The 22,748-nt window shown below is 68.3% G+C and carries 23 protein-coding genes; 4 read left to right on the forward strand and 19 right to left on the reverse strand.

Annotation, left to right across the window (positions count from 1 at the left end):
* Positions 1-35 precede the first annotated feature (35 nt).
* The 15 genes from B5X82_RS26805 to B5X82_RS15180 all read right to left on the reverse strand — a co-directional run bounded on the left by B5X82_RS26805 (position 36) and on the right by B5X82_RS15180 (position 15,018).
* The gene (locus B5X82_RS26805; protein WP_176152570.1) at positions 36-185 is read right to left on the reverse strand and encodes a hypothetical protein; all 150 of its coding nucleotides are present in this window, start codon (positions 183-185) and stop codon (positions 36-38) included.
* Positions 182-871, reverse strand: coding sequence for a complex I 24 kDa subunit family protein (locus B5X82_RS15115; RefSeq protein ID WP_079648988.1), 690 nt, complete (start codon positions 869-871; stop codon positions 182-184). Before B5X82_RS15115 ends, B5X82_RS26805 begins: the two co-directional genes overlap by 4 nt.
* Positions 871-2,127: an NADH-quinone oxidoreductase subunit D gene (locus tag B5X82_RS15120; RefSeq protein WP_079648989.1), complete on the reverse strand. Its 1,257-nt coding sequence runs from the start codon at positions 2,125-2,127 to the stop codon at positions 871-873. The genes B5X82_RS15115 and B5X82_RS15120 overlap by 1 nt, the downstream gene beginning before the upstream one ends.
* Positions 2,124-2,948, reverse strand: a complete 825-nt coding sequence (locus B5X82_RS15125) for an NADH-quinone oxidoreductase subunit C (RefSeq protein WP_079648990.1) — start codon at positions 2,946-2,948, stop codon at positions 2,124-2,126. The genes B5X82_RS15120 and B5X82_RS15125 overlap by 4 nt, the downstream gene beginning before the upstream one ends.
* Positions 2,945-3,508, reverse strand: coding sequence for a NuoB/complex I 20 kDa subunit family protein (locus B5X82_RS15130; RefSeq protein WP_079648991.1), 564 nt, complete (start codon positions 3,506-3,508; stop codon positions 2,945-2,947). The genes B5X82_RS15125 and B5X82_RS15130 overlap by 4 nt, the downstream gene beginning before the upstream one ends.
* Complete coding sequence (gene ndhC / locus B5X82_RS15135; protein ID WP_012049182.1) at positions 3,499-3,876, reverse strand: NADH-quinone oxidoreductase subunit A; 378 nt, start codon at positions 3,874-3,876, stop codon at positions 3,499-3,501. The genes B5X82_RS15130 and ndhC overlap by 10 nt, the downstream gene beginning before the upstream one ends.
* 336 nt (positions 3,877-4,212) lie before the next feature.
* Positions 4,213-5,034 (reverse strand): inositol monophosphatase family protein, encoded by an 822-nt coding sequence (locus B5X82_RS15140; RefSeq protein ID WP_079648992.1) that lies wholly within the window; start codon positions 5,032-5,034, stop codon positions 4,213-4,215.
* Positions 5,035-5,116: 82 nt separating this feature from the next.
* Complete coding sequence (efp, locus tag B5X82_RS15145; RefSeq protein ID WP_079648993.1) at positions 5,117-5,680, reverse strand: elongation factor P; 564 nt, start codon at positions 5,678-5,680, stop codon at positions 5,117-5,119.
* Between the two features lie 102 nt (positions 5,681-5,782).
* Entirely contained in the window at positions 5,783-7,756 is a 1,974-nt protein-coding gene (locus B5X82_RS15150) for an OPT family oligopeptide transporter (RefSeq protein ID WP_079648994.1), read from the reverse strand.
* 485 nt (positions 7,757-8,241) lie between these two features.
* Complete coding sequence (gene galE, locus B5X82_RS15155) at positions 8,242-9,261, reverse strand: UDP-glucose 4-epimerase GalE (RefSeq protein WP_079648995.1); 1,020 nt, start codon at positions 9,259-9,261, stop codon at positions 8,242-8,244.
* 74 nt (positions 9,262-9,335) lie between these two features.
* Positions 9,336-9,962, reverse strand: a complete 627-nt coding sequence (locus B5X82_RS15160) for a response regulator transcription factor (RefSeq protein ID WP_079648996.1) — start codon at positions 9,960-9,962, stop codon at positions 9,336-9,338.
* On the reverse strand, positions 9,959-12,016 hold the full coding sequence (locus B5X82_RS15165) for a PAS domain S-box protein (RefSeq protein WP_223811122.1): 2,058 nt from the start codon (positions 12,014-12,016) through the stop codon (positions 9,959-9,961). Before B5X82_RS15165 ends, B5X82_RS15160 begins: the two co-directional genes overlap by 4 nt.
* Positions 12,017-12,215: 199 nt before the next feature.
* A complete protein-coding gene (locus tag B5X82_RS15170; RefSeq protein ID WP_079648998.1) occupies positions 12,216-13,067 on the reverse strand; it encodes an HpcH/HpaI aldolase/citrate lyase family protein in 852 nt (283 codons plus the stop codon).
* A gap of 44 nt (positions 13,068-13,111) precedes the next feature.
* Positions 13,112-13,912 (reverse strand): LytR/AlgR family response regulator transcription factor, encoded by an 801-nt coding sequence (locus B5X82_RS15175; protein WP_079648999.1) that lies wholly within the window; start codon positions 13,910-13,912, stop codon positions 13,112-13,114.
* The gene (locus tag B5X82_RS15180; protein ID WP_079649000.1) at positions 13,909-15,018 is read right to left on the reverse strand and encodes a sensor histidine kinase; all 1,110 of its coding nucleotides are present in this window, start codon (positions 15,016-15,018) and stop codon (positions 13,909-13,911) included. Before B5X82_RS15180 ends, B5X82_RS15175 begins: the two co-directional genes overlap by 4 nt.
* Positions 15,019-15,224: 206 nt before the next feature.
* Between B5X82_RS15180 and B5X82_RS15185 the strand changes: the two genes are divergently transcribed.
* Positions 15,225-16,868 carry a glycosyltransferase family 39 protein gene (locus B5X82_RS15185; protein WP_139385113.1) on the forward strand — a complete coding sequence of 548 codons (1,644 nt, stop codon included), beginning with the start codon at positions 15,225-15,227 and terminating at the stop codon, positions 16,866-16,868.
* A gap of 105 nt (positions 16,869-16,973) precedes the next feature.
* On the opposite strand, the gene B5X82_RS15190 is transcribed toward B5X82_RS15185, so the two are convergent.
* Positions 16,974-18,191 carry an argininosuccinate synthase gene (locus tag B5X82_RS15190; RefSeq protein WP_079649002.1) on the reverse strand — a complete coding sequence of 406 codons (1,218 nt, stop codon included), beginning with the start codon at positions 18,189-18,191 and terminating at the stop codon, positions 16,974-16,976.
* A gap of 116 nt (positions 18,192-18,307) precedes the next feature.
* Between B5X82_RS15190 and B5X82_RS15195 the strand changes: the two genes are divergently transcribed.
* Both B5X82_RS15195 and B5X82_RS15200 read left to right on the forward strand, forming a co-directional pair.
* Positions 18,308-18,787 carry a hypothetical protein gene (locus B5X82_RS15195; RefSeq protein ID WP_079649003.1) on the forward strand — a complete coding sequence of 160 codons (480 nt, stop codon included), beginning with the start codon at positions 18,308-18,310 and terminating at the stop codon, positions 18,785-18,787.
* A 207-nt stretch (positions 18,788-18,994) separates the two neighbouring features.
* Positions 18,995-19,621 carry an EF-hand domain-containing protein gene (locus tag B5X82_RS15200; RefSeq protein ID WP_079649004.1) on the forward strand — a complete coding sequence of 209 codons (627 nt, stop codon included), beginning with the start codon at positions 18,995-18,997 and terminating at the stop codon, positions 19,619-19,621.
* 44 nt (positions 19,622-19,665) lie between these two features.
* Here B5X82_RS15200 and B5X82_RS15205 read toward each other — a convergent pair whose 3' ends face one another.
* A complete protein-coding gene (locus tag B5X82_RS15205; RefSeq protein ID WP_079649005.1) occupies positions 19,666-20,265 on the reverse strand; it encodes a TetR/AcrR family transcriptional regulator in 600 nt (199 codons plus the stop codon).
* A gap of 74 nt (positions 20,266-20,339) precedes the next feature.
* On the opposite strand from B5X82_RS15205, the gene bdcA reads away from it, so the two are divergent.
* On the forward strand, positions 20,340-21,053 hold the full coding sequence (gene bdcA / locus B5X82_RS15210) for an SDR family oxidoreductase (protein WP_079649006.1): 714 nt from the start codon (positions 20,340-20,342) through the stop codon (positions 21,051-21,053).
* Between the two features lie 17 nt (positions 21,054-21,070).
* Here bdcA and B5X82_RS15215 read toward each other — a convergent pair whose 3' ends face one another.
* Both B5X82_RS15215 and B5X82_RS15220 read right to left on the reverse strand, forming a co-directional pair.
* Positions 21,071-21,394: a hypothetical protein gene (locus B5X82_RS15215; RefSeq protein ID WP_079649007.1), complete on the reverse strand. Its 324-nt coding sequence runs from the start codon at positions 21,392-21,394 to the stop codon at positions 21,071-21,073.
* A 44-nt stretch (positions 21,395-21,438) separates the two neighbouring features.
* A complete protein-coding gene (locus B5X82_RS15220; protein WP_079649008.1) occupies positions 21,439-22,665 on the reverse strand; it encodes an SAM-dependent methyltransferase in 1,227 nt (408 codons plus the stop codon).
* Positions 22,666-22,748: the final 83 nt, after the last annotated feature.

Below are 22,748 nucleotides of genomic sequence, written 5' to 3' on the forward strand. Positions count from 1 at the left end.
CTGCGTCGCGCGGTGGAGGGAAAGGGAGAGCGGCATCATGCGCGCCTCCCGAACAGCTTCTCGGCCACGAAATAGGCGAGCACGCCCAGCCCGATCGCAATGGCGATGCCGAGCAGCTTGAAGGTCACCTTGATCAGGATGACCGCCAGCACGATCGTGACGACGATGGCGATCAGCCCGCTCATGCCGGAGCATTGCCCGTGGCCTCCCACCGACCGCGATAGTCGTGGTTCTCGGCGACCATTTCCTTGAGCGTGGTCGGGCCGCCCTCGGGGCAGCTCGTCTGGCGCTCGATCTGCGGGCCGATCTTCGGCTGGCCGCCGGCCGCGAGCGTGTCGAGCACCGCGGTCATGCTGTCGAAGGTCAGGTCCTCGTAATTGTCGTCGTTGATCTGGACCATCGGCGCGTTGGCGCAGGCGCCGAGGCATTCGACCTCGGTCAGCGTGAACAGGCCGTCGGCGGTCGTCGCGCCCTTCTTCAGGCCCTTCTTGTAGCAGGCCTCCAGCACGTCGTCGGAGCCGCGCAGCATGCACGGCGTCGTGCCGCATACCTGGACATGGTAGCGGCCGACCGGCGCGAGGTTGTACATGGTGTAGAAGGTCGCGACCTCGTAGACCCGGATATAGGCCATGCCGAGCTGCGCGCCGATATATTCCATCACCGGCACCGGCAGCCAGCCCTGGGTACCGGTCTCCGCCCCGACCTGGCGCTGGGCGAGGTCGAGCAGCGGCATCACCGCCGATTGCTGCCGGCCCGGCGGATAGCGGGCGATGATCTTCTCCGCCTGCTCGGCATTTTCCGGGGTCCAGGCGAAACCGCCCCAGCGCGCGCGGGTCTCGGCCTCGTCGGGGATATGGGCTGCGTCGGACATTAGCGGTCACACTCCCCGAACACGACGTCGATCGCCGAGAGGATGGCGGTGGTGTCGGCCAGCATGTGACCCTTCATCATGAAGTCCATCGCCTGGAGATGGCTGAACGCGGTCGGCCGGATCTTGCAGCGGTACGGCTTGTTGCTGCCGTCCGAGACCAGATAGACGCCGAACTCGCCCTTCGGGCTCTCGGTCGCGACGTAGACGTCGCCAGCCGGCACGTGGAAGCCTTCGGTGTAGAGCTTGAAGTGGTGGATCAGCGCTTCCATCGAGCGCTTCATCTCGCCACGCTTGGGCGGCACCACCTTGCGGTCGAGGCTGGCGACCGGCCCCTCGGGCATCTCGTTCAGGCACTGCTTCATGATCCGCGCCGACTGCCGCACCTCCTCGATGCGGACCATGATCCGGTCGTAGCAGTCGCCCTTGGTGCCGACCGGGACCTCGAAGTCCATGCGGTCGTAGACGTCGTAGGGCTGTGCCTTGCGGATGTCCCACGGGATGCCGGCGGCACGGATCATCGGGCCGGAGAAGCCCCAGGCCAGCGCGTCCTCCTTCGACACCACGCCGACGTCGACGTTGCGCTGCTTGAAGATGCGGTTGTCGGCGAACAGCGAGACCGCGTCCTCGAACAGGCGGGGCAGGCGGGTGTCGAGCCAGTCGCCGATGTCGGTCAGCAGCTTGAGCGGTACGTCCTGGTGGACGCCGCCGGGCCGGAACCAGGCCGCGTGCATCCGCGCGCCCGAGGCGCGCTCGAAGAAGTTGAGGCAGTCCTCGCGGATCTCGAACAGCCACAGGTTCGGGGTCATCGCGCCGACGTCCATGACGTGGCTGCCGATGTTGAGCATGTGGTTGCAGATGCGCGTCAGCTCGGCGAACAGCACGCGCAGATATTGCGCGCGCAGCGGCACTTCGAGCTGGAGCAGCTTCTCGATCGCCAGGACGTAGCTGTGCTCCATGCCGAGCGGCGAGCAATAGTCGAGCCGGTCGAAATAGGGCAGCGCCTGGAGATAGGTCTTGTACTCGATCAGCTTCTCGGTGCCGCGATGGAGCAGGCCGACATGCGGGTCGACGCGCTCGACGATCTCGCCGTCGAGCTCCATCACCATGCGCAGCACGCCGTGCGCCGCCGGGTGCTGCGGGCCGAAGTTGATCGTGTAGTTCTGGATCAGCACGTCGGGCGAGGCCGGCGCGTCGGTCACGCCCTGGCCGGGGGGGACGTCGGTTCCCGCTTCGGGATAGGCGCGGATATCGCTCATTTCTTGCCCCCCGTATCCTTGGAGGTGGCAGCCTTGGGCCGGGCCGCGGCGCGGGGCTTGGCCGCGGCCGCGTTCGCCGCCGCGCCGGCGCCGGTCTCGGCCGGGGTGTCGGTGGTCTTGGGGGTCGGCGGCGGGGCCTTGGCCTCGACCGGCTCCGCATCCTTCTTCGCGGGGGCCGGGCTCGGCGCGCCGGGCTCGGTCGGCGACACCTTCTCGTCGCCGGGCAGGATATAGTCGGCGCCTTCCCACGGGCTCATGAACTCGAAGCTGCGGAAGTCCTGCGCCAGCTTGACCGGCTCATAGACGACGCGCTTGTGGGTCTCCGAATAGCGCAGCTCGACATAGCCGGTCAGCGGGAAGTCCTTGCGCTGCGGATGGCCGCGGAAACCGTAGTCGGTGAGGATGCGGCGCAGGTCGGCATTGCCTTCGAACAGCACGCCGTACATGTCGAACACCTCGCGCTCGAGCCAGCCGGCGACCGGCCACAGCCCGGTCACCGATGGCACCGGCTGGACCTCGTCGGTGCCGACATGGACGCGGATGCGGTGGTTCTTCGTGACGCTCAGCAGGCAGTAGACCACCTCGAACCGCTCGGCGCGGTCGGGATAGTCGACCCCGGCGATCTCCATGAGCTGCTGATAGGCGAGCTCGTCGCGCAGGATGCGCATCGTCTCGACCAGGCTCGCCCGCTCGACGTGCAGGGCGATCTCGCCGACGCAGGTGCGTGCCTCGATCAGCCGGGCGCCCAGCGCCGCGGTCGCGGCCTCGATCACCCCGTCGTTCGGCGCGAAACGGGGGAAGGTGAAGCTGGTGTCGCTCATCGTTCGAGCGTCCCGATCCGGCGGATCTTACGCTGGAGCTGCATGATCCCGTAGAGCAGCGCCTCGGCGGTCGGCGGACAGCCGGGGACGTAGATGTCGACCGGCACGATCCGGTCGCAGCCGCGCACCACCGAATAGCTGTAATGATAATAGCCGCCGCCATTGGCGCAGCTGCCCATCGAGATGACATATTTGGGCTCGGACATCTGGTCGTAGACGCGACGCAGGGCCGGGGCCATCTTGTTGCACAGCGTACCCGCGACGATCATCACGTCCGACTGGCGCGGAGAAGCGCGCGGCGCGGCGCCGAAACGCTCGAGGTCGTAGCGCGGCATGTTGACGTGGATCATCTCGACCGCGCAGCAGGCGAGGCCGAAGGTCATCCACCACAGCGAGCCGGTGCGCGCCCACTGGAACAGCTCCTCGGCCGAGGTGACGAGGAAGCCCTTGTCGTTGACCTCGGCCTGGAGCGCCTTGAAATAATCGGGATCGGGCGCGACGACCTCGCCGAAGCCTTCCGGCTTATACGGGTTGCGCGCGCTATCGAGGGTCACTCCCATTCGAGCGCTCCCTTCTTCCATGCATAGATGAAGCCGACGGCCAGCTCGACCAGGAAGATCATCATCGACAGCCAGCCGACGAACCCGATCCCGCCGAGCGAGACCGCCCAGGGATAGAGGAAGGCGGCTTCGAGGTCGAAGATGATGAACAGGATCGCGATCAGGTAGAAGCGCACGTCGAACTGGGCGCGGCTGTCCTCGAACGCCGGGAAGCCGCATTCATATTCGGCCAGCTTCTCGGGATTGGGCTGATGCGTGCCGGTCAACCGGCCGACCAGCATCGGCAGGAAGACGAAGGCGCTCGACAGCACCAGGGCAACGCCCAGGAAGAGCAGGATCGGCAGATATCCGGCGGCGACTGACGCCATGAACAGGCTCCGAGCTGGGGGCCGGGAATCCGGCCTTTGGCGGGGACGTTTAGGCGCGCCGCAGTGGCGAAGCAAGCCGTGGAAAAGTGAGAATGATTCGCAACAAGCAGGCGGAAATCCGGGCGTTTTTCGACGACCGGACCTCGTCGCGTCGCGCCCATTTCCTCCCGTCACCCCTGCGAAGGCAGGGGTCCATGTCTCTCGCCAGCCAGATGACCACCGGGGAGAGGACGGACATGGATGCCGGCCTTCAGCCTTTGGCTGAAGTTCATCCCGAGCGCCTGCCTTTGCCTTGCAGGCAGTCGAGGGGCCGACATGACGGCTTTCAGGCGGACCTCAGAGCCCCTTCAGGCCTTGCGCGACCAGCTTGTGGAGGCGAGTCGCGAGGCCATCATTGGTGGCGAGATACTCGTTGCGCTCGTGCATCCGGTCGCCGCCGCGGAAATCGCTGACGAAGCCGCCCGCCTCGCGCACCAGCAATATGCCGGCCGCGACGTCCCAGATGTTGAGGTCCGCCTCCCAGAAGGCGTCGAACCGCCCCGCCGCGACCCAGGCGAGGTCGAGCGCGGCCGAGCCGTAGCGGCGGATGCCCGCCACCTCGGGCGCGATCGCGGCGAAGATCGCGGTCCACTCGCGGATGTCGCCATGGCCGAGGAAGGGGATGCCGGTCGCGACCAGCGATTCCGACAGCTCGCGCCGCGCCGAGACGCGCAGCCGGCGGTCGTGCAGCCAGGCGCCGCGGCCCTTCTCCGCCCAGAAGCTCTCGTCGGTGAGCGGCTGGTAGACCAGCCCTTGGGTCACCTCGCCGCGCTTCTGGCCCGGGCGCGGCTCCTCGACCGCGATCGAGATGGCGAAGTGCGGCAGGCCGTGGAGGAAGTTGGAGGTGCCGTCGAGCGGATCGATGATCCAGCGCGGCTTGGCGGGATCGCCTTCGATCTCGCCGCCTTCCTCGAGGATGAAGCCCCAGTCGGGGCGGGCGCGCTTCAGCTCCTCGACCAGCGTCTGCTCGGCGCGCTTGTCGGCCATCGAGACGAAGTCGGCGGGCCCCTTGCGGCTCACCTGGAGCTGCTGGACCTCGTTGAAGTCGCGCCGCAGCCGCGGCGCAGCCTTGCGCGCGGCGCGGTCCATGACGGTGATGAGGCCGGAATGGGCTACCATGTCTTCTTCTCCCCCTCCCTTTCAAGGGAGGGGCTAGGGGTGGGTGAGGCGCCGAGGGCTCGATGCCCCGGCATGGCTCTGATCAGTCCGCGCGGCGGACGTAGGTCTGCTCGTAGACGTCGACCACGATCCGGGTGCCGCTGGAGATGTGCGGCGGCACCATCACGCGGACGCCGTTGTCGAGCATCGCGGGCTTGTAGCTGGACGAGGCGGTCTGCCCCTTCACCACGGCGTCGGCCTCGACGATGGTCGCCTCGACCTGGTCGGGGAGCTGCACCGAGATCGGGCGCTCCTCGTAAAGCTCCATCACCACGTCCATGCCGTCCTGCAGGAAGGCGGCCGCGTCGCCCAGCAGGTCGCGCGGCAGGGTGATCTGCTCGTAGCTGTCCTTGTCCATGAAGGTCAGGTCCTCGCCCTCGGCGAACAGGAACTGGAAATCCTTGGTGTCGAGGCGGACTCGCTCGACGGTCTCGGCCGACCGGAAACGGACGTTGTTCTTGCGCCCGTCGATCAGGTTCTTCATCTCGACCTGCATATAGGCGCCGCCCTTGCCGGGCTGGGTATGCTGGATCTTGACGGCGCGCCAGATGCCGCCTTCATATTCGATGATGTTGCCGGGACGGATGTCCACGCCGCTGATCTTCATGGGTTCACCTGAGACTGTGAGGATTTGAAAGAGCCGGCGCGCGCCATAGCCGCAGAGCCGTCAAATGGCAATCTTGCTCCTTCCCTTCCCGTCATCGCGGGATCAGGACTCCAGCCGCGCCGCCGCCCGCCCGGTCCAGCGGTAGAGCACGACCAGCAGCGCCGCCACCAGCACCGTCCCCGCCGCCATCGCCGCCCCTTCGTGGCCGGGACCGACCAGCGCGAGCGGGGCGCCGCTGCCGGTCGCGACGATCAGCCCGGCGAGCAGCACCCCGAACAGGCTCTCGCCGACGATGAAGCCGGAGGCGAGCAGCACGCCCATGCGCTGCGCCGCCGGATCGGCGCGGCGCTTCTCGTAGCGCCAGCCGATCAGCGCGCCGATCACCACCGGCAGCGTCGCCGACATCGGCAGATAGATGCCGATGCCGACCGCGAGCGGCGGCAGGCGGAGCCAGCCCCGGCGCCCCATCAGCCCGTCGAGCGCGACCAGCGCGAGGCCGAGCGCCGCGCCGATGAAGATCATGTTCCAGTCGAGCCCTTCGCCCAATATGCCGCGCGCGAGGCCGGCGATCAGCGTCGCCTGCGGCGCGGGCAGGGGGTCGCTCGGGACCGGCAGGCCGGTGCCGGGCAGCGGCGCAAAGCCATAGGCGGCGTTGAGCAGGTCGAGGATCGGCGGGATCACCGCAGACCCCGCGAACACGCCGACGATCAGCGCGACCTGCTGCTTCCACGGCGTCGCGCCGATCAGCTGGCCGGTCTTGAGGTCCTGGAGATTGTCGTTGGCGATCACCGCGCAGGCGAGGACCAGGCCGGTGACGAACAGCGCGAAGGCGACGAGCTGCGGCCCCGCCTCGCGCCCCGCCAGCGGCTGCACCGCGATCGCGAGCAGCAGCGCCGAGCCGAGCACGGCGAGGATCGCGACCCCCGACACCGGGCTGTTCGACGATCCGATCAGCCCCGCCATATAGCCGCAGACCGCCGCGACGAAGGCGCCCATCAGCAGCACATAGACGTAAAAGCCGAGGCTGAGCGACAATGCGTGGCCGGCGAGCGGCCCCTGCTCCGCGAAATGCCAGAGCAGCCCGACGATCGGCACCGCCACCACCGCGACGATGATCGCGAGCCAGCCGACCGGCATGTCCTGCTCCTCGATCGGCAGCGCCTCGCCCGACGCCTTGCGCGCCTTCGACGCGGCGATCGCGCCCGCCATGCCGCGCCACAGCGGCCGGGCGAGCTTGCCCAGCGTCCAGATCGCCGCGGCGCCGATCACCCCGGCGCCGAGGAAGCGCACCTGCCCGCCGAACGCCGCCAGCGCCGCTGCCTCGGCCGGGCCCGGCATCGCGGCGATCGCCGACAGGATCGGCGTGGCGACGCCGAAGGCGATGACCAGGCCGAGCCCCATCGCCAGGCCGACCGACAGGCCGACCAGATGCCCCGCCCCGAGCAGCGCGAAGGACAGCGAGGCCGAGACTCCGGTCGCAGCCTGGCTGGCGCCGAGCCGGAACCAGGTCGATGCCTCGGTCGCGACCAGCCTGGTGGCGCCGATCACCGCGAAGCCCATTGCGGCGACCGAACCGACGACGATCGTCCGGAGGCCGACCTGCGCCTCGGCCGCGCCCTCGCGCGTCTGGGTGCCGACCTTGAGCACCTCCGCGGCGGCGACGCCCTCGGGATAGGGCAGGTCCGATCCGGTGACGAGCGCGCGGCGCAGCGGCACCGACAGCACCACCCCCATCAGCCCGCCCGAGGCGCACAGCAGGAAGGTCTGCCAGAAGGGAAAACCCTGCCACCAGCCGATCATGACCAGGCCGGGCAGGACGAAGATGATCGAGGCGATGCACCCCGCCGCCGAGGCGACCGTCTGGACGATGTTGTTCTCGTGGATCGTCGCCCCGCGGACCAGCCGCAGCACCGCCATCGAGATCACCGCGGCCGGAATCGAGGTGGCGAAGGTCAGCCCGACGCGGAGCCCGAGATAGACGTTGGCCGAGGTGAAGACGAAGGTGATCAGCGTACCGAGCAGCAATCCCCGGACGGTCAGCTCGCGCCCCGCCGTCCCGCCCGATCCGCCTGCCATATCCGCTCCCCGTCGCCGTTCGGACGCGAACATGGCGCGGCCGGGAGCGCCTGGCAATCCGCCTCTCGTCGTTCCGCATGTGCGAGCGCGATTCGACGCAACTGCAACGAGCTTACAGAGGTGAATATAATAAATATTTATTTTTCAATGGTTTGAAAATTTTTTTGGCGGCGCAGCAATTTTTCGCTTGCATTTTCATCTTCGCAACTGCACAAAGAACGGGCCTTTCAGGCATCCTCTCCTAAAACTTTCAAGGCCGGTCCCCTCGGGATCGGCCCTTTTTTTGTTTGTTTTTGGTTTAGCCCTCAAGCGCCGGGCGCCGGGCATCCGCCCGGCTTGGCTTTCCTCGCAGTAGCTCGGGCGGCCGTTCGGCCTTGCGGAGCCTGCGGCTCCGTTTCCCCATCCCACAACAAACGTCAACTTCGGCCTTTGGCCGAAGGCTGGGGTCCATGTCTCTCTTCGGCCAGATGACCAACGGGAGAGGATTACCGCCCCGCCAGCTTCCGTTCCCACGCCAGCGCGTGCGCTACGATGGTGTCGAGGTCGTCGAGCCTCGGGCGCCAGGGCGTGGCGCCAAGGATGCGGGCGTTGTCGGCGACCAGCGCGTCGGGGTCGCCGGGGCGGCGCGGTTCCATCCGGCGGGCGACCGCGGTGCCGGCGATGCGGTCGACCGAATCGAGCACCTCAAGCACCGAGAAGCCCCGGCCATAGCCGCAGTTCATCACATGGCTCTCGCCCGGCCGCGCGATCAGCGCGTCGAGCGCGTGGAGATGCGCGTCGGCGAGGTCGCCGACATGGATATAGTCGCGCACTCCCGTGCCGTCGGGGGTCGCATAGTCGGTGCCGAACACCGCCACCTCGGCGCGCTTGCCGAGCGCCGCCTCGACCGCCACCTTGATCAGGTGGGTGGCGCCCGCGGTCGACTGGCCGGCGCGGCCCTGCGGGTCGGCGCCGGCAACGTTGAAGTAGCGCAGCGCGCAATAGTTCATCGGGTGCGCCGCGGCGACGTCGCGCAGCATCGCCTCGGTCATCAGCTTCGACATGCCATAGGGGTTGATCGGCACGGTCGGCATGTCCTCGCGCACCGGGATGCGGTCGGGGATGCCGTAGGTCGCGGCGGTCGACGAGAAGATGAAGTGGCGGACCCCGCCCTTCACCGCGCTTTCGATCAGCGAGCGGCTGTTGGCGGTGTTGTTGCGATAATATTTGAGCGGGTCCGCCACCGATTCGGGGACGACCACCGATCCGGCGAAGTGCAGGATCGCGCCGATTCCGTCCTCCGCCAGGATGCGCGCGACCAGCGCCTCGTCGGCGATGTCCCCCTCATGGAAGCGTGCGCGCGGATCGACCGCGTCGCGGAAGCCGGTGACGAGGTTGTCGATCACCGAGACGCGCCAGCCCGCGTCGAGCAGGGCGAGGACGGCGTGGCTGCCGATATAGCCCGCACCGCCGGTGACGAGGACGGCGAAGGATTTGGCCTCTGGCCGGGACGCGTCGGAACTCATGCCCCTGCATATCCCTGCGGCTCGTTACGGGTCAAACCGGCACGGGCCCCGGCTCACCCCGATTCCCCGTCAGCCTATCTCGGGAAGACCGGCACCAGCCCCGCCGCGAAGGCGATGCGGACCGCCTCGGCGACGCTGCGCACGCCGAGCTTGTCCATCAGGTTGGCGCGGTAGATCTCGACCGTGCGGGGGCTGATGTCGAGCTCATAGGCGATGATCTTGTTGGCCTTCCCGTCGATCAGGCCGAGCAGCACGTCGCGCTCGCGCGGGGTGAGCCGGTCGATCCCGTCGCGCGCCGACTGGATCGCGCTCGCCTCCTTCTCGCGGTCCTCGATCCGGGCGAAGCCGTTGTCGAGGGCGTTGAGCAGCATGCGGTTGTCATAGGGCTTCTCGATGAAGTCGATCGCCCCCGACTTCATCGCCTCGACCGCGACGCCGATATCGCCCTGCCCGGTCAGCAGGATCGTCTCGAACCGGTTGTCGAGCTTCTGCAGGCGATGGAGCACCTCGAGCCCGTTGAGCCCCGGCATGTTGAGATCGAGCAGGACGCATCCCGCCTCCATCTGCGGCACCTGTTCGAGGAACGCCTCGCCCGAGGCGAAGGAGCGGGTGACGAAGCCGCCCGCGACGTCGAGCAGCACCTCGACCGACTGGCGGAGCGCGTCGTCGTCGTCGACGATGTAGATACGCCTGCTGTTCATCGCGCCGCTTCCTCCTCCATCACCGGCAGGGTGAAGCGGAAGACGGCGCCGCCGTCCCGCGCCGCGGCGGCCGACATCTGGCCGCCATGCGCCTCGATGATGCGTCGTGAGATCGCCAGGCCGAAGCCCAGCCCCTCGCGCTTGGTGGTGGCGAAGGGGCTGAACAGCTTCTCCAGCATCTCGGGCGCGATGCCCGGCCCCGAATCCTGCACCGCAATCTCGATCAAATTGTCTCTCGCCATCTTCGTGGAAATCAGCAGCTCGCGCCGGCCCTCGCCCTGCGCGGTCATCGCGTCGGCGGCGTTGCGGATCAGGTTGACCAGCACCTGCTGGATCTGGATCCGGTCGCCGAGCACGACCCGGCCCTCATTCTCGAAATCATAGGACAGCCGGATGCCGAAGCTGCTGCTGTTGAACAGCGCCAGCGCCGCCGCCTCGCGCACCAGGCTGGTCAGCGGCTCGGCACGCATGTCGGCCTCGCCGCGCAGGATGAAGGCGCGCAGCCGGCGGATGATCTCCCCGGCGCGCGACGCCTGCTCGCTGGCGCGCTGGATCGCCTGGCGCAGCCGGGCGATGTCGACGCGGTCGTCGTCGCCGTCGAGCATCAGGTCGACCGCGCCGAGGAAGTTGACGATCGCCGACAGCGGCTGGCTCAGCTCATGCGCGAGCGCGCCCGCCATCTCCCCCATCATGCCGAGGCGCGAGACCTGGGCAAGGTCGTTGGTGAGCCGATGGAAGCGCTCCTCGGTCGCGATGGTCGGGCGCATGTCGCGGCCGAACACGACGTACATGCGCGCGCCGTCGACATAGGCGTCGCCGAGCACGAACGAGATCGGCACCGATTCGCCGTCGGCGCGGCGCACGCTGATCGGCACCGGCCACTGGTCGCCGGGGCCGAGCTGCCGCGCGCGGGCGAGGTCGCGGCGCACCGCCGCCGGGCCGCGCGGATCGTCGACCAGATCGCTGAGCTGGCGTCCGATCAGCTCACCCTCGTCATAGCCGAGCAGCTGGCGCGCGGTGGCGCTGCAGGCGCGGACATGGCCGCGCTCGTCGCAGACGAACATAGCGTCCGGCACGGTCGCCAGGATCGCGCGCCGCTCGGCCTCGCCGGCGCGCAGCTCCTGCTCGCGCTCGCGCCGTTCGGTGACGTCGAGATGGGTGCCGAGCAGGCGCACCGGCCGGCCCTCGCGGTTGCGGATGATCCGCGCCCAGCCTTCGCCGCGCCGGGCGGCACCGTCGGGATGGCGGAAGTCGAAGTCGAAATGGGCGCGGTCCTGGCCGCTGGCCGACGTCGTCGCGACGACCTCGCGGACCTGCGCGTCGAGCGCCTCGCTCCAGTAGCGCGGGCCGGCTCCGGTCTCCTCGCCGTCGAGGCCGAAGAAGGTTTCGCCGCTGGTCGTCCAGATCGGCTGGCCGGCGACCAGGTCATATTCGTAGATGAAGATGCCCTGCACCGCGACCGAGGTGGCGAGCCGCGCCTCACTCAGCCGCAGCGCCTCCTCCGCCCGCCGCCATTCGGTGACGTCGGTGACGGCGATCACCGCCGAATGGCGGTCGCCGCCATGACCGATGATCTTTGCGTGGTCGTGGATGATAAGCTCATGGCCGTCGCGGTGGCGCTCGATCAGCTCGATGCTGACCCGCCCGGCGGTGCGGAGCCGGTGCCACAGCGCCTCGACCGGCTCGGGCGTCTGGGTGTCGAGCAGGTCGACGCGCCGGCGGCCGACCGCGGCCGCGGCGGGCCAGCCGTACAGTTCCTCGCAGCCGCGCGACCAATGGCGGATCGTCCCCTCCTCGTCGACCACCATCACCGCCGCGAGCTCCGCCGCATCGACCAGCTCGCGCCGCTCGACCCGGTCGCGCTCGACAAGGTGCGAACGCCACGACCAGACCATCGCCGCCGCCGACAGCAGGCCCGCGAAGATCAGCAACGCTATCTCGACGGTGCCGGCCTGGCCGAACGGCGGGGTCAGGTGGGCCGCCTTGAGGATCGCCACGACGATGATGGCCGCGAACAGCGCCGTGAACCCGATGGTCCGGCGATCCGTGGCCATGCGCGGCCAGCCACGCGGCATCAGGTCCTGGGCACGCGTCGGCGTAGTCCCCTCTCGTCCTTGGTGAGCCTTGTCGCGTTGAGAGTATCACCCGGGCAAAACAGCGGAAAGACGAACATTTACGGCCTTTACGCCGGCCGCGCCGCCGCTTAGACGCTGATCCTTTCCGGCTGTTCGGTCCGAAGCCGGGCCATCGGCCTCAGCCGATATCCGCCATCGCCAATATCGCCCGTGCCTGGTCGAGATGCAGCCGCTCGACCATCTCGCCGCCGACCCTGATCGCGCCCTTGCCGGCATTTTCGGGGGCGGCGAAGCCGTCGACCGCGGCGCGCGCCCAGGCGATCTCCGCCGCGTCGGGGCTGAACGCCCGGTTGGCCGGGTCGATCTGGCGCGGATGGATCAGCGTCTTGCCGTCGAAGCCATAGGCCTTCGCCTCGGCGCATTGACGATCGAGGCCGGCCTCGTCGTCGAACGCGTTGTAGACGCCGTCGAGGATGGCGAGGCCATGGCCCTTCGCCGCCGCGACCGCCATCGCCATCATGCCGAGGAACGGCGTCCGCTCGACGGTGAGGCGCGCGCCCATCTCCTTGGCGAGATCGTTGGTGCCGAGCACGAATGCCCCCGGCCGGGCCGTCATCGCCTCGGCGATCGCGTCGAGCCGGAAGATCGCGCGGGTCGTCTCGACCATCGCCCAGAAACCGGTCGCCGCCGGCGCGGCCGCGATCGCCGCATGGTAGCGGCGGACGCTCTCCGGGTCGCTGACCTTGGGGGCCAGGATCGCATCGGCGCCCGACGTCGCGGCGGCGGCAAGGTCATCCTCGGCCCAGGGGGTGCCGAGCGCATTGACCCGGATCACCAGCTCGCGGTTCCCGAAGCCCCCGTCGCGCACTGCCGCCACCGCATTGGCGCGCGCCTCGGTCTTGGCCTCGGGCGCGACCGCGTCCTCCAGGTCGAAGATCACCACGTCGCAGGGCAGCGAGCGCGCCTTATCGATCGCGCGCAGATTCGAAGCGGGCATGTAGAGCGCGCTGCGGCGCGGGCGGATCGTCATGGGCTTCCCTCTCATTCCTCCCCTGCATCGCAGGGGAGGAATTATCAATGGACGAAGCGCGCGACGACCTCGCGATAGGAGCGGCTGACCTTCACCTGCGCGCCCGAATCGAGCACCAGGAAGCATTCGCCGTTGGTGTGCGGCTTGACCTGGCGGACCAGGTCGAGATTGACGATCGTCGAGCGGTGGACGCGCTGGAAGCGGCGCGGATCGAGCCGCTTCTCCAGGTCCTTCATCGTCTCGCGCAGGATCAGCGTGTTGTCGCCGGTGTAGATGCACATATAGTCGCCGGCCGCGTCGATCCGCTCGATCGTGTCGACGTCGACGCGGAAGATCTGGCCGCGATCCTTGATGTTGATCATCTTCTCGAAGCGGTTCGACGCGGGCGCGTCGTCGCTCTCGCTATAGCTGTCGGCCGCGTCGGGGGCGACCTCGGCGAGAACCTCCTTCAAGCGGCCGACCTCCTCGACGCCCTTCTTCTCGGCGAGGCGCTGGCGCACGCGGTCCAGCGTATCGGCCAGCCGCTGCTCGTCGACGGGCTTGAGCAGATAGTCGAGCGCCTGCGCCTGGAAGGCGCGGATCGCGTGATCCTCATAGGCGGTGCAGAAGACGAACAGCGGCGGCTCGACCTCCATCAGCCCCTGGATCACGGAGAAGCCGTCGAACCCGGGCATCTGGATGTCGAGGAAGACGAGATCGGGCTTGTGGGTCTTGATCGCCCGGATCGCCTCGCGGCCGTTCAGGCAGGTTTCGATGATTTCGACATCCTCGTGTGCCGCCAGCCTCAATCTCAAGCCCTGAATGGCGAGCGGCTCGTCGTCGACGAGAATGGTTCGGATCGTCATGCACTATCCTTGCGCTGTTTCGCGGACTGGAAGGGGATGTCGATCACGACTCCGAAACCTTCCTGTCGGTCAGTCTGGACCTCAAATCGGTGGTCCGTGCCATAGGCCTGCGCCAGCCTGTCGCGAATATTCGCCAGACCGACGCCCGTGGAGTAGGTGGGACGCGTCAATCCATCGTTCAACCCCGGTCCGGTGTCCGTGACCGTAATGATCAGGCGACGATCCGGTTCCATGCCCGCCAGACGGGCGGTGACGACGATGTCGGCGCCCTGTTCGAGCGGGGTGACCGCATATTTGATCGCATTCTCCACCAGCGGCTGGAGCAGCAGCGAGGGCAGCCGCGCTTCCGACGCCGCCGGATCGATCTCGAAATCGGCGCGCAGCCGGTCCTCGAAGCGCATCTTCTCGATGTCGAGATAGAGCTTCAGCGTCTCGATCTCCTGGGCGAGGCTGACCGTGCCCTCGGGCTCGTTGGCGAGCGTGTAGCGCAGGAAGGAGGACAGGCGCGACAGCATCGCGTTGGCGCGCTGGGTCTCCTTCAGCAGCACCAGCGTCGATATCGAGTTGAGCGTGTTGAACAGGAAATGGGGGTTGAGCTGGTAGCGCAGCATCGCCAGCTGCGCCGAGCTCGCCTGGCTTTCGAGCCGCTCGACCCGGTCGGACTGCTCCTCGAGCAGCAGGTAGAAGTTGATCCCGTAATAGAGCGAGGACCAGGCCGCGAGCAGCGCGAGGTCGAGCAGGATCGCGCCGAAGAACTGGATGCCCTTGGGCATCTCCTGCGGCCGGTAGAAGGTGGCGTGCGCCCAGGTCTCGATCGACGAGAACACCGCCGCCGCCAGCACCAGGATCAGGATCGACACCGTCCAGGTGACGATCGGCTTGAGCTTGATCAGCCGGCGGAAGGCCGATGCCATCAGCAGGGTCAGCGAATAGCCGGTCGCGGTGGTCAGCGCGGTCGGCACGATGAACAGCAGGCCCATGTTGTTGGCCAGGCCGCCGAGCGCGCGCAGCACGAAATAGCCGCTCCACCCTGCCGACTGGAGCACCCAGAAGGCATGGTTCTTGTCGTCGAAGAACGGCTTTGAGCCGATAAGGGAGAGTACCATCGGGCGATGGTCTTACTGGAAAGCCGCGGCGGGATGAAGCCTGTCGCGCAGGGAACGCTACCAGCCGCCCCACAGTATAATGCGGATATGACATCCGCTCATCCTGAGGAGGGGCTGAGCGAAGGCGAAGACCCGTCTCGAAGGATCCTTCGAGATGCCATTTCGCCAGGCTCAGTGGCTCCTCAGGATGAGCGGACGAGGCCTGGTTGGCGATCCAGTCTGGCATGGCGGGCCCGGTCTGGCATAAGCGGGCGCCGATGACCGCCGCCAAGCTCCCCCGCCCCGCCCTGTTCCTTGCCGCCGCGCTGATCGCGGGGTTCGCGCTGTGGGCGCGGGCCTGGAACCTCGGCGCCGAGCCGATGTGGCTCGACGAGGGCTACAGCGCCTATGCCGCGGCGCAGGGCTGGGACTTCCTGTGGAACATCGTCCCCCGCTACGAGACGCATCCGCCCTTCTATTATTCGCTGCTGCGCGCCTGGACGCTGGTGGCGGGCGACGGGCTGCTCGCGCATCGCATGCTCGGCCTGCTGTGCGGGCTGGCGACGCTGCCGGTCGCGGCGCTGGCGGCGGCGCGGCTCGCGCGAATCGCTGGGGTCGACCGCGCGCGGGTCGCGCTCGCCGCCGCGGCGCTGGTCGCGGCCTCGCCGGTGCTGGTCTGGATGACGCGCGAGATCCGGCCTTATCCGCTGATGATCCTGGCCTATGCCGGCGCGACCCTCGCGCTGCTCGCGATCGCCGAGCGGCGCGCGGAGGGCCGGCCGCTGGCGGGGGCCGCCTTCGCCGGCTGGCTCGGCTGCGGGACGCTGATGCTGTGGCTCCACAATCTCGGGCCCCTCTATGCCGGAGCAATGGGCCTCGCGCTGCTCTGCATCGTCCGGGTGCGGACGATGACGCGCGCCGACTGGCTGTGGTTCGTCGGCGGCCATGTGCTGGCGATCGCGCTGTGGCTGCCGGCGCTCCTCATCCTGCTCGACCAGGCCCCCGAATGGGTCAAGGCGACCTGGCTCAAATTCTCGACTGTCGACCTTTGGCGGCGCGCGACCTACATGTTCACCGGCCCGCGCGACGATATCCGCGCGGCGGCAGCGATCCTGGCGCTGTGCGGGGCCGCGCTGCTGTGGCGCATACGGCGGCGCGACCTACTCGCCGCGCTGCTCATCCTCGCGCTGTTGCCGGTCGGCGTCTCGCTGGTCGTCTCGGCGCAGATCACGCCGGTCTTCATCATCCGGACGATGACCGCGCTCGCCGTCCCGGCGCTGCTGCTGATGGCGCTCGGGATCGCGTGGGGATGGAGGCGATTCGGCTGGCTGCTGCCGGTCGGCGCGCTCGCCTGGATGCTGGTCGGGCAGGTCGGCATCGACATCGAATCGCGCGGCCATGTCCGCCGCGACTGGTATGAGGCGGTCGCCTGGCTCGCCCCGCGCTTCCAGCCCGGCGACGTCGTCCTCGCCTATCCCAACGAGGGCGCGCTGCCGTTCGACCGGGCTGTGCGCGACCGCCGCCTGGCGATGCCGAGCCGTCCGATCCCGACCCCGGTCCCCAGCCTCGATCCGCCGCCGGGGAGCTGGTACGTCAGCGGCTCGCGCGGCGTCCCCTCGCTCGACCGGGCGCATCTGCGCGCGATCGCCGAGGCTCCCGCGACCCGCACGGTCCCGACCGTCTGGCTGCTCCGCCTCGGTCCCTGGGCCTATGACAAGGGCGACGTCTTCCTGGAGGAACTGTCCCGCGACCGCGTCGAGGTCGGCCACTTCAGGGACGGCGCGATCGATATCGTCGGATTGCGCCAGAAAGAAAAAATCCTCCCCGAGCGCAGCTTGGGGAGGATTTCAGGACCTACCGCCCACCGCTAGAATAGAGCAGTCATCCCGGCGAAAGCCGGGATCTCCCTTGTTCTTTCCGGTCGCAGAAAGAAGGCAATGAGATTCCAGCTTTCGCTGGAATGACGATGTTTGGCCTCAGCGCCCGTCGCGACGACCGAGCAGGCGGAGGCGCAGCGCGTTGAGCTTGATGAAGCCCGCCGCATCGCGCTGGTCATAGGCGCCGGCGTCGTCCTCGAAGGTGACGACCTTCTCCGAATAGAGCGTGTAGGGCGACTTGCGGCCGATCACATGGACTCCGCCCTTGTAGAGCTTGAGCCGGACGGTGCCGGTCACCTTCTCCTGGCTGTGGTCGATCGCGGCCTGGAGCATCTCGCGCTCGGGCGAGAACCAGAAGCCGTTGTAGATCAGCTCGGCATAGCGCGGCGCCAGCTCGTCCTTGAGGTGCGCGGCGCCGCGGTCGAGGGTGATCTGCTCGATGCCGCGATGGGCGAGATGGTAGATGGTGCCGCCCGGCGTCTCGTACATGCCGCGCGACTTCATGCCGACGAAACGGTTCTCGACCAGGTCGAGCCGGCCGATGCCGTGCTTGCGGCCGAGCTCGTTGAGCGCGGTCAGCAGCGTCGCCGGGCTCATCCCCTCGCCGTTCAGCGCGACGCCGTCGCCGCGCTCGAAGTCGATGGTGATGATCTCGGGCTGGTCGGGCGCGTCCTCCGGATTGACGGTGCGCGAATAGACATAATCGGGCACCTCCTCCCACGGGTCCTCGAGCACCTTGCCCTCGGACGAGGTGTGGAGAAGGTTCGCGTCGGTCGAGAAGGGCGATTCGCCGCGCTTGTCGCGGGGGATCGGGATCTGGTGCGCCTCGGCGAACTCGATCAGCCGGGTGCGGCTGGTCAGGTCCCATTCGCGCCACGGCGCGATCACGCGGATGTCGGGCGCGAGGCCGTAATAGCCGAGCTCGAAGCGGACCTGGTCGTTGCCCTTGCCGGTCGCGCCATGGCTGACCGCATCGGCGCCGACCGCCCTCGCGATCTCGATCTGGCGCTTGGCGATCAGCGGCCGGGCGATCGAGGTGCCGAGCAGGTACAGCCCTTCGTAGAGCGCGTTGCCGCGCATCATCGGGAAGACATAGTCCTTGACGAATTCCTCGCGGAGATCGTCGATGAAGATGTGATGGTCGGGCACGCCCATCAGCTTCGCCTTGGCGCGCGCCGGCTCCAGCTCCTCACCCTGGCCGAGGTCGGCGGTGAAGGTGACGACCTCGCACTGGTAGGTCTGCTGCAGCCATTTCAGGATCACGCTCGTGTCGAGCCCCCCCGAGAAGGCCAGCACCACCCGCTTCACATCGCTCATCTCTGTCTCCGTCAGCCCCGTCGACCGGGCGCGGCGGCGCCTTGCCATGCGTTAGGCCGCCGTTCAAGCCGATAGCGGTACGAGAGGACGAAACGGTTGCAACGAGGGAGAAGCCCATGCGCCTCGGCGCGATGATCGCGATGCTGGCGCTCGCCGCGCCCGCGACGGCGCAGGAGCTGCCGATGACCCGCGAGGGACTCGACAGCGCGCTCGCCCAATATTTCGCGGGCGCCGACCGCAACCGTGACCGGCGGATCGACCGCGGCGAGGCGGCGGAGGCGCTCGGCTATGCCCGCTCGCTGCTGCTCGACCGGCGCGATATCGAGCCGTTCCTGATGGATGTAGCCCCCGACGGCACGCCGCGCCTGTCGCTGAACGAGAACGGCCCGCTGAGCACCGCCGGGATGATCGACATCGCCTATCGCCTGGCCGACCGCGACGGCGACGGGCTGCTCTCGCTCGCCGAGGTGCAGGCCGCGGGCGGCGCCGCCTTCGACGCCGCGGACAAGGACCATGACGGCATCCTCGACGATCGCGAGCGGCAGGCGGCGATGGACAGGCTGGCGCTGTTCCGCAGGGCGCTGTCGCGGGGGTAGGTCCCCCCGCCGTCCCCTGCCATGCTGAACGTCCATTCAGCATCGGGCCCAGGAAACGGCGATATATTTCAACCGCGACACGCGGATTTCAGCGCCGAACTATCGGTGCAAGATTCGGCTTCTAGACCGCATCACAGGGCGGACCGGCACTTCCCTGTTGTTGCCGGTCCGTCCACCCCATCATGTAACGCTTATGAAGGATGCCCCATGAAGAAGACCTCCCTGATCGCCGGCGCCACGCTTGCCGCCCTGCTGGCCGGCGTCGCGGTCGCGCAGCCCGGCCCGCGCGGCGACGGTCCGCCCCCGCCACAGACCCGCGCGGAGCTGCAGGCGAAGATCGCCGACCATTTCAAGAAGGCCGATGCCAATGGCGACGGCTTCGTCACCAAGGCCGAGGCCGACGCGGCCCGCGCCAAGATGCGCGCCGCCTTCGCCGAGAAGCGCCAGGAACGGAAGGGCGAGCGCTTCGCGATGCTGGACAAGGACGGCAACGGCACGCTGTCGAAGGACGAGTTTCTCGCGCCCCCGCCGCCGCGCGGCGACGCCAGGGACGGCGGCCGTCCCGATCGCGACGGCAAGCATGGCCGGCACGGCTGGCGTGGCGGGCACCATCGCGGCGGCATGGCGATGATGGGCCATTGGTTCGATCGCGCCGATGCGAACAAGGACGGCAAGGTCAGCCTCGCCGAGGCGCAGGCCGGCCCGCTGGCGATGTTCGACCGGGTCGACGCCAACCATGACGGCACGATCAGCCCCGAGGAACGCCAGGCCGCCCGCACGGCGATGCGCGCCAAGTGGCAGGAACGCCGCGACGCGGCCAAGAACAGGGGCTGACCCCCAGCAGACACGGCGTCATCCCGGCATCCGCCGGGGTGACGTCATTTTTGGGCCAGCGCCACCCGGAACCCGGCCGCCGCCGCATCGGCGAAGGCGCGGAGCTCCTCGGCACTCGCGCCGTCGCGCGCCGCCGCCGACAATCCCTTGAGCGCGGTCACGACGATCGAGGCGAGCCGGTCGGCGCGATCGGGCGCCTCCACGGCGATCCGGGACGCGATCAGCGCCTGGCTCTCCTCCATCTTCCGCCGGGTCATCGCGACAGCCTCGGCGTCGCCGCTGCTGCGCGCGCCGTCGAGCACCAGGCAGCCGGCGATCCCGTCCTTGCGCGCATAGAGCCGCGCGGCGTCGCACAGTACCCGCTCGATCGCCTCGGCGACTCCACCGCCGCCGTCGAGAGCATCGGGGACGAAGCGGCCGAAGCTGCCTGCGTAGCGGTCGAGCACCTTGTCGAACAACGCTGCCTTGCTGCCGAAGGCGTTGTAGAAGCTGGGCGGCGTGATGCCGAGCGCCTTGCCGATGTCGGCGACGCCGACCCCGTCATAGCCCTTCTCCTGGAACAGCGCCTGCGCGGTCGCGATCGCCTGCTCGGGGTCGAATCCGCGCGGCCGTCCCCGCCCCTGCGATTTTTTTGTAGTGATCATTATAAAAACCCTTGCATCGGCTGCATGGCCATATTTATATAGCGATCACTATAGAAATGAAAAGGAGCTTTCCGATGTCCGACAATGCTTCGCGCAAGATTCTCGTCCTCGGCGGCAGCCGGGGGATCGGCGCCGCGCTGGTCCGCCGCTTCGCCGGCGCCGGCGACCATGTCGTCTTCAGCTATGCCGGATCGGCCGAGGCTGCCGCCGCGCTCGCCGCCGAGACCGGCGCCCGCGCGATCCAGGTCGACAGCGCCGATCGCGACGCGCTGGTCGCCGCGGTCGCGGCCGAAGGGCCGGTCGACGTGCTGCTGGTCAATGCCGGCACGCTCGCGCTCGGCGATCCGCTGACGATCGACGCGGACGCGGTCGACCATATGATCGACGTCAACGTCCGCGCGCCCTATCACGCCGCGGTCGAGGCCGCCCGGACGATGCCCGACGGCGGCCGCATCCTCGTCATCGGATCGACCAATGGCGACCGCATGCCCTTCGCCGGTGGCGCCGCCTATGCGATGACCAAGTCGGCGATCCAGGGCATGGTGCGCGGCCTCGCCCGCGACCTGGGCGGGCGCGGCATCACCGTCAATTCGATCCAGCCGGGGCCGACCGACACCGACATGAACCCGGCGAGCGGTCCGATGGCCGAGACGATGCACGGCTTCATGGCGATCAAGCGCCATGTCCACGCGTCGGAGATCGCCGACTATGCCGCCTTCCTCGCCAGCCCCTCGGCGGCGATGATCACCGGATCGATGCAGACCATCGACGGCGGTTTCGGGGCCTGAGCGCCCCGGCCACGCGCTCACCCCTGCCGGAACAGCTCGGGATCGTCGAGGTTCATCGGGAAGGCCCAGAGCGGCTTGGGACCCGCCTTCATCGCCGGATCGGCGACGCGCATATAGTCGGTGCAGAGCGCGTCCCATTCGGCGACGATCGCGCGGGTCTCGTCCGAATCGGGGTCGAGCGGCAGCGCCGCCTGCACCCGCGCATTGTAATCGGCCCAGGCGGCGGCATGGCCATCATGGTCGAAGCCGGGGCCCAGCCTCTCCTTCGCCGCCTTCCATTCGGCCAGCTCGTCGCCGACGAAACATTCCGCCAGGACCCGTTTCCACGCACCATCCGCCATCGCGCCTCTCCTCTTGGTGGAGGAGCCTTAGCATGGCGCCGCGGTCAGCGCGGCAACGCCGCTTCGGTTTCCGCCATATAGGAACGGGTGATCGGCAGCGCGCGGCGATCGCGGACGTACTGGATCTGATAATTGCACAGATTGCCGTGGTAGAAGGCCGCCCGTGCACCGGCCAGGTAGAAGGTCCACATGCGGAAGAAGCGCTCGTCGTAAAGGGCGACGATCGCGTCCTTCGCGGCGACGGTGCGGTCGTACCAGCGGTCGAGCGTCATGCCGTAGTGAAGGCGCAGCGGCTCGACGTCGGCGACGATCATCCGCGCCGGCTCGCTGGCCGAGACGATCTCCGACAGCGCCGGATTATAGCCGCCGGGGAAGATATATTTGAGGGTGAAGGCGTCGGTCTTGCCCGGCACGCCGAGCCGCCCGATGGTGTGGAGCAGCATCACCCCGTCGTCGGCGAGCAGGTCGCGGCACTTCATGAAGAAGGTCTCGTACTGCGGCACGCCGACATGCTCGAACATGCCGACCGAGACGATCCGGTCGAACTTGCCCTCCAGCGCACGATAGTCGATCAGCTCGAAGCGGACCCGGTCGGACACGCCTGCCGCCGCCGCCCGCTCGCGCGCGACCTTGAGCTGCTCCTCCGACAGGGTGATGCCGAGCACGTCGACGTCGGCGACGCGGTTCAGATAGAGGGCCATGCCGCCCCAGCCGCAGCCGATGTCGAGCACCTTCTGCCCGGGCTTGAGGTACAGCTTGGCCGCGATATGCGCCTTCTTGTCGGCCTGCGCCTGTTCGAGGCTGTTGTCGGGATCGGTGAAATAGGCGCAGCTATACTGCCGGTCGGCGTCGAGGAAGAGGTCGTAGAGCCGATCGCTCAGGTCGTAATGATGCGCGACATTGGCCTTGGAGCGGCTCGCCCAGTTGACGCTGGTCAGCGCGGCGCGGAGCCGGTCCCTGACCAGGTGGCCGAACGTGCCGCGCAGGGTGACGCGGCCCTCCTCCCACTTGCCGTTCGCGCGGACCAGGTCGACCAGGTCGCGGATGTCGCCCTGTTCGATCACCAGCCGGCCGTCCATGAACGCCTCGGCGGCGTGCAGGTGCGGATTGCGCGCGATGAAGCCGGTGACGCCCTTGTCGGCGAAGCGGATGGTGACGGGCTTGATCGCCGGATCGGGCGTGCCGTAGCGGCGGACGTCGCCGTCGGCCATGATGATGGTCATTTCGCCACGCTTGAAGAGATGGCCGGCGAAGCGATCGAATAACGACATGGTCAGGTTCTCCGGGAACCCATAAGACCGCCGTGCGCGAAACGATGCAAGAGGGGATACGGCTAAAATTTAACCGTTAAGCC

Origin of the sequence: Rhizorhabdus histidinilytica (assembly GCF_900167915.1) — a bacterium.
In the GTDB taxonomy this organism is placed as follows: Bacteria; Pseudomonadota; Alphaproteobacteria; order Sphingomonadales; family Sphingomonadaceae; genus Rhizorhabdus; species Rhizorhabdus histidinilytica.